This is a genomic window from Micromonospora sp. NPDC005686 (assembly GCF_042871665.1).
Lineage (GTDB): Bacteria > Actinomycetota > Actinomycetes > Mycobacteriales > Micromonosporaceae > Micromonospora.
Genome location: NZ_JBIAIY010000005.1, coordinates 56,472 through 67,993, shown reverse-complemented (window position 1 = coordinate 67,993; position 11,522 = coordinate 56,472). Strand labels below are relative to the sequence as shown.

General features: G+C 74.5%; 12 protein-coding genes. 5 read left to right on the top strand and 7 right to left on the bottom strand.

All coding sequences use genetic code 11. From position 1 onward, the window contains the following. Window positions 1-77: 77 nt before the first annotated feature. Window positions 78-1,400, bottom strand: coding sequence for a ribonuclease D (locus tag ACFYON_RS13570; RefSeq protein WP_354865413.1), 1,323 nt, complete (start codon window positions 1,398-1,400; stop codon window positions 78-80). A gap of 234 nt (window positions 1,401-1,634) precedes the next feature. On the opposite strand from ACFYON_RS13570, the gene ACFYON_RS13565 reads away from it, so the two are divergent. Both ACFYON_RS13565 and ACFYON_RS13560 read left to right on the top strand, forming a co-directional pair. Further along, window positions 1,635-3,062: a trypsin-like peptidase domain-containing protein gene (locus tag ACFYON_RS13565; RefSeq protein WP_354865411.1), complete on the top strand. Its 1,428-nt coding sequence runs from the start codon at window positions 1,635-1,637 to the stop codon at window positions 3,060-3,062. A 92-nt stretch (window positions 3,063-3,154) separates the two neighbouring features. Further along, window positions 3,155-3,955 carry a hypothetical protein gene (locus tag ACFYON_RS13560; RefSeq protein WP_354865409.1) on the top strand — a complete coding sequence of 267 codons (801 nt, stop codon included), beginning with the start codon at window positions 3,155-3,157 and terminating at the stop codon, window positions 3,953-3,955. A gap of 67 nt (window positions 3,956-4,022) precedes the next feature. On the opposite strand, the gene ACFYON_RS13555 is transcribed toward ACFYON_RS13560, so the two are convergent. After that, a complete protein-coding gene (locus tag ACFYON_RS13555) occupies window positions 4,023-4,595 on the bottom strand; it encodes a DUF3000 domain-containing protein (protein ID WP_354865407.1) in 573 nt (190 codons plus the stop codon). Window positions 4,596-4,761: 166 nt separating this feature from the next. On the opposite strand from ACFYON_RS13555, the gene hemE reads away from it, so the two are divergent. The 3 genes from hemE to hemQ are packed head-to-tail and all read left to right on the top strand — an operon-like array spanning window position 4,762 to window position 7,970. Then, window positions 4,762-5,853 carry a uroporphyrinogen decarboxylase gene (hemE, locus tag ACFYON_RS13550; RefSeq protein ID WP_354865405.1) on the top strand — a complete coding sequence of 364 codons (1,092 nt, stop codon included), beginning with the start codon at window positions 4,762-4,764 and terminating at the stop codon, window positions 5,851-5,853. 9 nt (window positions 5,854-5,862) lie between these two features. Beyond that, window positions 5,863-7,272, top strand: coding sequence for a protoporphyrinogen oxidase (gene hemG / locus ACFYON_RS13545; protein WP_354865403.1), 1,410 nt, complete (start codon window positions 5,863-5,865; stop codon window positions 7,270-7,272). Beyond that, on the top strand, window positions 7,269-7,970 hold the full coding sequence (hemQ, locus tag ACFYON_RS13540) for a hydrogen peroxide-dependent heme synthase (RefSeq protein ID WP_354865401.1): 702 nt from the start codon (window positions 7,269-7,271) through the stop codon (window positions 7,968-7,970). Before hemG ends, hemQ begins: the two co-directional genes overlap by 4 nt. 65 nt (window positions 7,971-8,035) lie before the next feature. Here hemQ and ACFYON_RS13535 read toward each other — a convergent pair whose 3' ends face one another. From ACFYON_RS13535 to msrB, 5 genes are all read right to left on the bottom strand, one after another. Further along, on the bottom strand, window positions 8,036-9,148 hold the full coding sequence (locus ACFYON_RS13535; RefSeq protein WP_354865399.1) for a lytic polysaccharide monooxygenase: 1,113 nt from the start codon (window positions 9,146-9,148) through the stop codon (window positions 8,036-8,038). A gap of 107 nt (window positions 9,149-9,255) precedes the next feature. Beyond that, window positions 9,256-9,699 (bottom strand): GNAT family N-acetyltransferase, encoded by a 444-nt coding sequence (locus ACFYON_RS13530; protein WP_354865397.1) that lies wholly within the window; start codon window positions 9,697-9,699, stop codon window positions 9,256-9,258. 74 nt (window positions 9,700-9,773) lie between these two features. Continuing rightward, window positions 9,774-10,475, bottom strand: a complete 702-nt coding sequence (locus tag ACFYON_RS13525) for a hypothetical protein (protein ID WP_354865395.1) — start codon at window positions 10,473-10,475, stop codon at window positions 9,774-9,776. Between the two features lie 75 nt (window positions 10,476-10,550). Further along, entirely contained in the window at window positions 10,551-10,811 is a 261-nt protein-coding gene (locus ACFYON_RS13520) for a Prokaryotic metallothionein (protein ID WP_354865393.1), read from the bottom strand. Window positions 10,812-11,071: 260 nt separating this feature from the next. Next, window positions 11,072-11,482, bottom strand: coding sequence for a peptide-methionine (R)-S-oxide reductase MsrB (msrB, locus tag ACFYON_RS13515; RefSeq protein WP_354865391.1), 411 nt, complete (start codon window positions 11,480-11,482; stop codon window positions 11,072-11,074). Window positions 11,483-11,522 lie beyond the last annotated feature (40 nt).

The window sequence follows — 11,522 nt, the reverse complement described above, 5'->3', positions numbered from 1 at the left end:
TCCCCGGATGCTACTCGCCAGTAACCAGACGTGGCACCACCCCCCGCGTGGCCCACCTCACACCCCGCCCGCGGTTGTCACTGCTGCGGGGAGCGCAGCGCCTCCGTCAGGGCGGGCAGGAGCAGCCCGATCTGCCACTCGCGGGCTCCGTACCCGCGCAGCGCCTCCGCAACCGTCTCGTCGCTGATCTCGGCCGGCGGCTGCCACGCCAGCCGGCGGACCGAGTCCGGCGCGATCAGGTTCTCCGCCGGCAGCCGGTGCGCCCCGGCGGTGCCGACCACCACCTCCCGGGCACGGGCCAGGCGCCCGGCGGCCACCGGGTCGCGTTCGGCCCACCGGTGCGGCGGGGGCGGCCCCTCCACCGCCGGGCTCACCGGCAGCGCGTCGTCCGGCAACTGGCGCGCGTCGTCAAGCGCCGCCAGCCAGGTACGCGCCAGCCGGCGCACCGACCGCCCACCGAACCCGGGGAGCGTGAGCAGCGTCTTCTCGTCCTTCGGGTCCAGTTCGGCGGCGGCCACGATGGCCGAGTCGGGCAGCACCCGGCCCGGCGCGGCGTCCCGGCGGACCGCGATCTGGTCCCGCGCGTACCAGAGGGAACGCACCCGGGCCTGGGCGCGCGCGCCGCGTACCCGGTGGATGCCGGACGTGCGCCGCCACGGCTCGGCGCGCACGCGCGGCGGGCGGGCGCCGTTGCGCACCAGCGCGTCGAACTCCTCCGCCGCCCAGCCGGACTTGCCCTGCCGCCGCAACTCCTCGTCCAGCACGTCGCGCAGGTCGACGAGCATCTCGACGTCGAGCGCCGCGTACGTCAGCCAGGACTCCGGCAGCGGCCGGCTGGACCAGTCGGCGGCGGAGTGGTGCTTCTCCAGGCTGTACCCGAGTAGCTGTTCGGTCAGCGCGGCCAAGCCGACCCGCTCGAACCCGGCCAGCCGGGCGGCCAGTTCGGTGTCGAACAACCGCCGCGGGCGCAGCCCCACCTCGGCCAGGCAGGCGAGGTCCTGGCTGGCCGCGTGCAGCACCCACTCGGTGTCGGCGATCGCCGCGTCCAGGGCTGAGAGGTCGGGCAGCGGCAGCGGGTCGATGAGCGCGGTGCCGGCGCCGCCCCGGCGCAACTGCACCAGGTAGGCGCGCTGGCTGTAGCGGTAGCCGGAGGCGCGTTCGGCATCCAGGGCCACCGGGCCGGTGCCGGCCGCGAAGCGGGCCACGACCTCGTCCAACTCGGCGGGTGTGGCCACCGGGGCGGGCGTGCCGTCGCGCGGCGCGGTCAGGGGGACGGCCGCGTCCGGATCGGTCTCGGTTCCCGCGTCCGTCGGCTCCGGCAGGGCCGACGCCGGCTGGGCGGACGCCTCCCCGGTACGGCTTTCGGCGGCCCGACGGCGCAGGGGTGGTTCGTCGGTCACCTGACAACCCTAGTAGGCCGGACGATCCGGTGTGCGCAGCCGGTCGGGCGCGTGTCGGCGCGATTGCCGGCAGGTGACCGGAAAGGTACGGGTTGCGGAGCCGTGAGAGGGTCGGACAAGAGGGAAGACAAAGCCCGATCCCGCCGGTACGGTCCATCGAGCCGCGAACGGCGTACGGGCCGGGCCACAGCGGTCGGGGGGCGTCGGCGGAGCCGACGGGGAGGACGGGCGAGCATGACAGGCGGGTACGGAACCGGCGACGACGCGCCGGGGCAGGGCGGCGGCGACACGGCAGCCGACCGGCCGGGGCCGCTGCCGCCGCGCTTCGCCCCGCCCGCCGGTTCGGCGCCGGTCCCCGGATCGTTCGGCGGCGGGCCCGAGTGGGGCGGCGCCTCCGGCTATCCGGCGCCGTCGGCCCGGGCCGCCGTCCAGTCGCCGCAGTCCACCGCCTACGCGTCCCCGGCCGGCGCCGCGACCCCGCCCGCCACCGCCCAGCCGGGCCAGCCGTCCTACGGCAGCTCATCCGCCCAGCCGGGCCAGCCGTCCTACGGCTCCACGCCGGGCCAGCCCTCTTACGGCTCCGCGCCGGCACAGCCCTCTTACGGCTCCGCGCCGGCTCAGCCCTCTTACGGCACGACGCCGGCTCAGCCGTCGTCCTTCGGCGCGGTGCCGGCGCAGACCTCCCGGTCCGCCGCACCGGCCTACCCGGGCCCGTCCGGCAGCGGCCCGTCGTATCCCGGCCAGCCGGTGTCCGCGCCCAGCTACCCGGGCCAGCCGGTGTCCGCCCCGTCCCAGCCGGGGCAGCCCGGCTTCGCGTACCCCGGTCAGCAGCCCTCCCTCGGCGGCCCGGCCGGCTTCGGCGCGCCCGCTGCCGGCAAGCCGTCCCGGCGCAGCCGGGTGGCGGTGGTGGCGCTGGCCCTGGTCGCCGTGCTGACGCTGGTCACCGGCGTGCAGGCGTACCAGATCTACCGGCTCGACGACCGGCTCGCCGCCGCCGACAAGCGGATGGCCGAGGGGCAGGACTCGGACGCCGACCGGCTCGACGGCCTGGAGCAGCGCGCCGGCAGCCTGGAGAAGCAGGCCGACGCGGCGTTCAACCCTGAGGCGGTGGCCAGCGCGGTGCTGCCGAGCGTGTTCCGGGTGCGGGCCGGGCAGTTCACCGGTACGGCGTTCGCCGTCGGCAAGGCGCCGTCCGGCGGCGGCACCACGCTGCTGACCAACTTCCACGTGGTCGAGGCGGCCTTCAACGCCGGTGAGCGCAAGGTGTTCCTGGAGCGCAAGGACCAGCGGTTCGAGGCGACGATCATCGCCACCGACAAGGAGAAGGACCTGGCGCAGTTGCGGGCCAGCGCCAAGTTCACCGGGTTGGTCGCGGCCCGCGCCCCGGTCCGGTCCGGCCAGCAGATCATCGTGGTCGGCGCGCCCCTCGGGTTGCAGGACAGCGTCACCACCGGTGTGGTCAGCGCGTTCCGCGACGACGAGCGCGGCGGCGGGCCGGTGATCCAGTTCGACGCGCCGATCAACCCGGGTAACTCCGGCGGCCCGGTGATCAACGGCTCCAAGGAGGTCGTGGGCATCGCCACGGCCAAGGCCCGCAACGCCGAGGGCATCGGGCTGGCGGTGCCGATCAAGACCGCCTGCGACCGGTTCCGGCTCTGCTGAGCGCCGGCCCACACCGGTGTGGGCCGGCCGTACCGCATCGACCCCGGCCCACCGGGCCACCCCGCGGGGACCAGAACATCTGGAGGAACGACATGTCCTACCCACCGGCCGGGGGCGAGAACCCGCCCCCGGCGCCGGGGGGCACGGTCTACGGCAGCCCGTACGGCAGCCCGCCCGCGCCCCGGCAGCACGACCCGAACCAGCCCGCCCCGACCCTGCAACAGCCCGGCGTGCCGGACGGTCACGGGTACGCCGGATACCCGCCCGCGGCGCCGGGACAGCCGGGATACGCGCCGGGGCCTCCGCCGGCCCAGCCGATGTCGGCGCCGCCGGTCTCCGTGCCACCGGTCTCCGGGCCGGGCTACGCGCAGCCGATGTCGGTCCCACCCGCGTCGGCCCCGCCGTTCTCCGGCTCCGGCTTCGCGCCGCCGCCGATGTCCGGGCCGCCCGGCCCGTACGGCCCGGCCGGCCCCGCGCCGGCCGCGGGCGGTGGCCGGAGGTGGGCGCCGCTGGTGCTCGGCCTCGTCGCCGCGTTGCTGTTCGTCTTCGGCGGCGTCATGACGTTCCTGTACGTCTCGACGAACGGCGACCTGGACGAGTCGCGGCAGACGGTCAGCCAGCGCGACAGCACCATCTCGACGAACCAGCAGGAGATCGAGAAGCTCAAGGGTGAGCTGAAGACGGTCCAGGAGCGGCTGTCGGACACCCAGCAGGACCTGACCGGCACCAAGAACGACCGGGACGAGCAGGCCCGGCAGAAGAAGGTCATCGCGAACTGCCTGGACAAGCTGACCACCGCCATCGCCGCGGCGTCGCGTGGCGACCGGGCCGCTTTCGAGGCGGCCAGCAAGGGTCTGGACAAGATCTGCGACGAGGCCGAGAACTACCTCTGACCGGTGTCCACGTCGAGGCCGCCCCGGTTCGTCCGGGGCGGCCTTCGCGCATCCGGCCGGGAGGCGGTCAGGCGGCGCCGGCGGAGCGGCGGGTCGGCAGCGCGGTGACGCCGGGCGGCGGCAGGCCGGCCGTGGAGGCCAGCAACGTGCACCAGCCGAGCAGGTGCGGCCCCAGGTCGGCGCGAAGCGGCGTCCAGGAGGCGCGGATCTCGATGTCACCGGCCGCGGGCGGCCCGGCCAGCTCGCCGAAGCGGGTGGAGAGCGTCTGGGTGACGGTGCCGCCGATCGCCCGGTGTCCGGCGCCCTGCGCGTCGAGCGCGTCGGTCAGCCAGGTCCAGCCGACGCCGGGCAGCAGCGGGTCGCTGGCCAGGTCGACCTCCAGCTCGGCGGTGACGTACGTGACCAGCCGCAACGTGCCCTGCCACGCCTCGTGCCCGGCCGGGTCGTGCAGCAGGATCAGCCGGCCGGCGGCCACCTCGTCGTCGTCGCGCATCACCGCGGCGGAGAGCGCGAACGCGTACGGGGCCAGCCGCTGCGGTGCGCCGACCTCCTCCAGGACGATCTCCGGGCGGGGTGCCACCGATCGCAGCCCCGCGACCGCGCGTGCGAACGTTTCCGGGAGCGCGATCGGGGGGGCCATGCGGGCAGCCTATGCCGCGCTCACCGCGCGGCGCGCGACGGCGCGCCGGTGATCGACGGTTAAGCCCTCGCCTCACCGGAGGCGCCGGGCGGGGGCCCTTCCTTCTACGTCACAAATGCGGACGGTGAGCGCGGGTGCGCGCCGGGGGCGTGGCACGATTGCCGCGATGACCACCGACACCACGGGCACTGCCGCCCGAGACGGAGAACCCCGCCGCGGCGGGCCGGCCGACTCGCCCTTCGTCCGCGCCTGCCGGCGCGAGCCGGGCCCGCACACCCCGGTCTGGTTCATGCGCCAGGCCGGCCGGTCGCTGCCGGAGTACCGCGAGATCCGGGCGAACGTGCCGATGCTGGAATCCTGCCGCCGGCCCGAGCTGGTCACCGAGATCACGCTCCAGCCGGTGCGCCGGCACGGCGTGGACGCGGCGATCCTGTTCAGCGACATCGTGGTGCCGGTCGCCGCGGCCGGCGTCGACCTGGACATCGTGCCCGGCACCGGGCCGGTGGTGGCCGAGCCGATCCGTACCGCCGCCGACGTCGAGCGGATCACCCCGATCGGGCTCGACGACGTGTCGTACGTGGACGAGGCGGTCCGCCGGCTCGTCGTCGAGCTGGGCGACACCCCGCTGATCGGCTTCGCCGGCGCCCCGTTCACCCTGGCCAGCTACCTGGTCGAGGGCGGGCCGTCGCGGACGCACGCCAAGACCAAGGCGCTGATGTACGGCGACCCGGAGCTGTGGCACGCGCTGTGCGCGCGGCTGGCCGAGGTCACGTTGTCGTTCCTCCAGGTGCAGATCGACGCCGGGGTCTCCGCGGTGCAGTTGTTCGACTCGTGGGCCGGCACGCTCTCCGAGGCCGACTACCGCCGCTTCGTGCTGCCGCACTCGACGTACGTCCTGGGCGGGCTCGCCGACGCGGGTGTGCCGCGGATCCACTTCGGGGTGGGCACCGGCGAGCTGCTCGCCGCGATGGGCGAGGCCGGCGCCGACGTGGTGGGCGTGGACTGGCGTACTCCGCTGGACGTCGCCACCGGCCGGGTCGGGCCGGACAAGGCGGTGCAGGGCAACCTCGACCCGACGGTGCTGCTCGCCGGATGGCCGGTGGTGGAGGCCGAGGTGCGGCGCATCGTCGAGCAGGGCCGGGCCGCTCCCGGCCACGTGTTCAACCTCGGTCACGGCGTCCTGCCGGAGACCGACCCCGAGGTGCTGACCCGGGTGGTCGCGCTGGTGCACGAACTGACCGCGCGACCGGAGCGCTAGGAGGAGACAGTGGTGCGACCGTGGCGGGTGGCGATCGTCGGTGGCGGAATCACCGGGCTGGCCGCCGCCGTCCGGTTGCGCGACCTCGCTCCCGAGGACACCGAGATCACCGTGTACGAGCAGTCCGGCCGCCTCGGCGGCAAGCTTCACACAGGTGAGCTGGCCGGCGGGCCGGTCGAGTTCGGCGCGGAGTCGTTCCTGATGCGCGACCCGGCCGGTGGCGAGTCGGCGGCGGTGACGCTGACCCGCCGCCTCGGCCTGGGCGACTCGATCGTGCACCCGACCGTCGGGCAGGCGGCGCTGCTGGTCGACGGCACGTTGCGCCCGGTGCCGGGCGGCACGCTCGTCGGCGTACCCGGGGATCTGGACAAGGTGGCGGCGGTCGCGCCGCCGGCCGCGGACGCCGACCGCGACGCGGGCCGTCCGCTGCTGGCCGACGGCGAGGACACCTCGGTCGGCGAGCTGGTCCGCGAGCGCCTCGGTGACGCGGTGGTCGACCGGCTGGTCGACCCGATGCTCGGCGGCGTGTACGCCGGGCGGGCCGACGACCTGTCGCTGGTGGCCACGATGCCGGCGCTGGCCCGCGCGGCCCGCGTCGAGCACACGCTGGTCGGTGCGGTACGCGCCGCGCAGGCCGCGGCGCCGCGCGCGCCCGGCGCCCCGGTCTTCGGCACCCTCGCCGGTGGGCTGAGCACGCTGGTCGAGGCGGCGGCCACGGCGAGCGGGGCGACGATCCGCCGGGGCGCGGCGGTACGCGAGCTGCGCCGCACCCCGTCCGGCTGGCGGCTCACCGTCGGGCCGACCCGCGACGCCGAGCACGTCGAGGCGGACGCGGTGCTGCTCGGGGTGCCGGCCCGCCCGGCCGCCCGGCTGCTCGCCGCCGCCGCGCCCGAGGCGGCCGACACGATCGGCGCGCTCGACTACGCCAGCGTCGCCCTGATCACGCTGGCCCTGCCCGGCCCGGCCCTGCCGGAGATGTCCGGCTTCCTGGTGCCGGCCGGCGAGGGGCTGACGATCAAGGCGTCCACGTTCTTCACCACCAAGTGGGGGCACCTGCGGCGGACGGACGGGCTGGCGCTGGTGCGCGCCTCGGTGGGCCGGTACGGCGACGAGGCGTCGCTCCAGCTCACCGACGACGACCTGGCCGACGCGGTGCACCGGGAGCTGTCGGCGGTGCTCGGCGCGCCGCTGCCGGTCCCGGTGGCCCGGCACGTGCAGCGGTGGGGCGGCGCGTTGCCGCAGTACACGCCCGGGCACACCGCCCGGGTGGCGGCGGTCCGGGCGGCGCTGCGCGTCGCCTACCCGACGCTGGCAGTGGCCGGGGCCGGTTACGACGGCGTCGGCATCCCGGTGTGCGTCCGCTCCGGCGAGACGGCGGCCGAAGAGATCATCACGGCTCTGGAAGGATCGGCAGCATGACCGAGCAGACCAACGCGGCGCGGCTGCGGGAGCTCAACGAGACCATCCGCTACACCATGTGGTCGGTGTACCGGGCCAGCAGCCCGCTGCCGTCGCTGCGGGAGAACGTCGTCGACGAGGTCGAGTCGCTCTTCACCGAGCTGGCCGGCAAGGACGTCACCATCCGCGGCACGTACGACGTGGCCGGGCTGCGCGCCGATGCCGACCTGATGATCTGGTGGCACTCGTCGTCCAGCGACGCGCTCCAGGACGCGTACCTGCGGTTCCGCCGTACCACGCTGGGCCGGGCGCTCACCCCGGTCTGGTCGCAGATGGCGCTGCACCGCCCGGCCGAGTTCAACAAGAGCCACATCCCGGCGTTCCTGGCCGACGAGGAGCCGCGCGCCTACCTGTGCGTCTACCCGTTCGTGCGCTCGTACGAGTGGTACCTGCTGCCCGACGCCGAGCGGCGCGAGCTGCTGTCCGAGCACGGCAAGATGGCCCGCGGCTACCCGGACGTGCGGGCCAACACGGTGGCCTCGTTCGCGCTGGGCGACTACGAGTGGATGCTGGCGTTCGAGGCGGACGAGCTGCACCGGATCGTGGACCTGATGCGCGACCTGCGCGCATCAGGCGCGCGCCGGCACGTGCGGGAGGAGATCCCGTTCTACACCGGTCGCCGCCGGCCGGTCGCCGACATCGTCAACTGCCTGGTGTGAAAGGAAGGGGCCCCGCTCGACACCGGCGAAGGTGTCGAGCAGGGCCCCCGCCGGGGCGACAGCCGTCAGGCGGTCGTCGTGCAGGACAGGCTGGGCACCGGGTTCGACGCACCGGCCGAGCCGGTGAAGCCGAACGAGGTGCTGGCACCCGGTGCGAGCGAGCCGTTGTAGGCCACGTTCCGCGCTGTGACCAGCGTCCCGCTCGTGGTCACGTTGGCGTTCCACGCCGAGTTGACCTGCTGGCCGTTCTGGTAGTTCCAGCTCACCGACCAGCCGCGGGCAGGTGAACCGCTGCCGTTCGTCACCTTCACCTCGGCCTGGAAGCCGCCACCCCACGTACCGGTGATCGCGTACGTCGCGGTGCAGCCACCGGCCGGGTTCGGCGTGCTCGGCGGCGTGCTGGTCGGCGGGGTACTGGTGGGCGGGGTGCTGGTCGGCGGGGTGCTCGTCGGCGGGGTGCTGGTGGGCGGGGTGGTCGGGCCGGCCCCGCCGAAGTCCACGTCGCTGCACAGGTAGTAGGACTGGTCCAGGTGGCTGGCCTGCCAGATGGTGTAGACGATGTGCCGGCCGGTGCGGCCCGGCGCGTTCGCCGGGATCTGGATGGACACGCCGTCCACCTCGCGCGTCCACTGGCTGGCCGGGGTGTTGCCGATCTGGCCGACCAGTTCCAGGTCACTCCAGCGCAGCGGCGTGGTGAGCGCGTTGTAACCCTGCTTGGTCACGTACACCCGGATGTAGTCGGCGCCGTGGCTGGCCTGGTCGAAGAACTTGACCCGGAAGTTGTTGGTGACCGGCACCGTCTTCCACGCGCCGACGGTGTCGAGCGCGTTGTAGCGGCCGCTCTGGGTGCGGCCGCCGCTGCACAGCTGCCCGTCGGGAATGGCGCCCTGGTGGTTGCCGGCCACGCCCTCACGGAACAGGCCGTTCCAGTTCCACATGGCGTTCGGGTCGGCCTGCCACGCCTGCCAGCACATCGGGTCCTGGGTCGCCATGGCCGGGTTCTGGAAGTCGCCGCCCCAGCGCTGCCAGCAGCTGTAGGCGCGCGAGGCCGGGTCGACAACCGACCCGTGCGCCGAGGCCGGGCCGGAGAACGCGGTGGTGAGCAGCGCCGCCACCACCGCGCAGACGGCGAGGATCGCCGCCGCGAGCGGTAAGGGGCGGCGGTACGGAGTGGACATGGAAAGCCTCCGGGATGGGGTGTCGGTGCACGACGCCCGGACTGTCGGGAGTTGCCCTCTCCCGCGTGGCGGCTCCGCCCGCACGCTGCCACAAAAAGCGACAAACGTCAATTAGTCGGATCGCGGCGCATCGGTGTGTGCGGGATGCCGTCCTCGACGTAGCCGGGACCGCTCTCGGTGAAGCCGAACCCGGCGTAGAAGCCGACCAGGTGCGTCTGCGCGTCCAGCACGCACTGCCGGTCACCCACCACCACGAGCGCCTCGGTCATCAGCGCGCCGGCCAGGCCCGCGCCGCGGGCCGCCGGCGCCACCACCACCCGCCCGATCCGCGCCACGCCGCCGGGGTCGGCCAGGATCCGCAGGTACGCGACCACGGCGCCGTCGCGGCTCAGCCACAGGTGGCGGGTGTCGGGCTCGACGTCCCGGCCGTCCAGTTCCGGGTACGGGCAGGACTGCTCGACCACGAACACGTCGACGCGCAGCCGGAGCAGGTCGTGGAAGGTGCGGGCGTCCAGGTCGGCGAAGCTTGCCAGGTGGGACTCGACGGGCATCGGCCCAGGTTAGGCGGCCCGTCTCCGGCCGGTCGTGCTCCCCCTGGCGCGACTCATCGGCCCGGCGTGCCGGTTCAGTCCTTCGACGTGCGCAGCCCGGTGGCGGTGGCGGTGACGGCACGCTCGAACCAGGTGCCGGTGCCGGCCGCCGAGCGGGTCCAGACCGCGACGCACTGGGTCACCCGGCCCCGGTGCAGGCAGCCGTAGCGGTGCGGGAAGCGGGCGCCGTCGGGCACCGTCATGGTCGCCGACACCACCCGGCCCGGCACGCCCAGCCCGGCGGGCAGGTCCGCTGCGGTGTGGCCGGCAGTCACCTGGCCGTCCTCCTCGTCGCGCTCGCACGCCTCCAGCACGCCGAAGATCTGCCGTACCGCGTCCGCGGCGGCCGCCTCGTCCGGGTAGACCACGGTCTCCTGGGCGATCTCGACGAACTCGGCGGCCGGGGTTCCCTGCGGCGTGACGAAGACTCGGGTGGACACGACCAGCCGCCGGTCGAGCAGGGGCAGCGGGCGACCGCACACGACACCGTCGGAATCGAGCCGCTCACTGGCGTGCTCGGGTTCCTCGGCCAGGCCGGCCAGGCTGCCGGTCGCGGCGTACCGGTCGCGCAGCGCCGCGGCGGCGCCGCCGTCGGTGGGCGAGGGCGCGGCGAGCGCCGGATCGGGGGCGGTCGTGGCGCCCGGCTCGGGGCCGGTCGTGGCGCCCGGCTCGGTGGCGGGAGAGCAGCCCGCGAGGACGGCGACGAGTGCCGCCGCGATGATCAACCGTCGGGTCACGGAGGGATGTTAGTCAGAAATCGACTCGGACGGTGTCCCCGGAGCGCGGCCCCCCCTGGGCGTGGCCGCCGCGCGTCAGGCGGGGCGGGCGCCGACCGCGTCGCGTACCTCGGCGCCCTGCTCGCCCTCGACGGCGCGGGCGCAGTGGGCGCAGCAGAAGAAGCGCCCGGCGACCTCGACGCCGTGCCCGACGATCTTGATCTGGCAGTGCTCGCAGATCGGCGCCATCTTGTGCACCGCGCACTCGAAGCAGTCGAACGTGTGCCGCGACCCGTCTACCGTGCGCACCTCGAACGCCATCCAGTAGTCGTTGCCGCAAACCTCGCAGGTAGCCATACGAAAACCCCCGAAAACGGACGTGTCATCCGAGGGTTGCGCAGGCGGCACCCCGGAGCAACCGGAACCGGCGAACCTGATCCGGCCCCACGGCGTGTCGCTCCCGGCGTGTCGCGCGTTGACTCCGGTGACCGCCGAAACTCAACGGATGGGAGCCCGGCCGGCGCGCGCTGGTGCCGCGCCGCGTCGGCACCCGTACCGTGACGGTCCGGCTCGGCCCGGGGGAGTACCGCTTCCGCCACCTCGCCACCGGCGGGCCGTCAGCTCGCGCCGGGCTCCAGGCGCACCGAGATCGAGTTGACGCAGTGCCGGGTGTCCTTGGGGGTGAAGCCCTCACCCTCGAAGACGTGCCCGAGATGGCTGTCGCAGCGCGCGCAGCGGATCTCCACCCGCCGCATCCCGAGCGTGTTGTCCGGGATCTCCTTGACCGCGCCCGGGATGGCGTCGTCGAAGCTCGGCCAGCCGCAGTGCGAGTCGAACTTGTCGTCGCTGCGGAACAGCTCCAGCCCGCAGGCCCGGCAGTGGTAGACGCCGGGGGTCTTGGTGTCGACGTACTCACCGGTCCAGGGCGCCTCGGTGCCGGCCTGACGGAGCACCCGGAACTCCTCGGGGCTCAGCCGCACGCGCCACTCGTCCTCGGTACGGGGCAGTTCGCTCTCGGAAAGACTCACCGTTCCACGGTACGTCGGCTGTCGGTGGCATCGCATATGG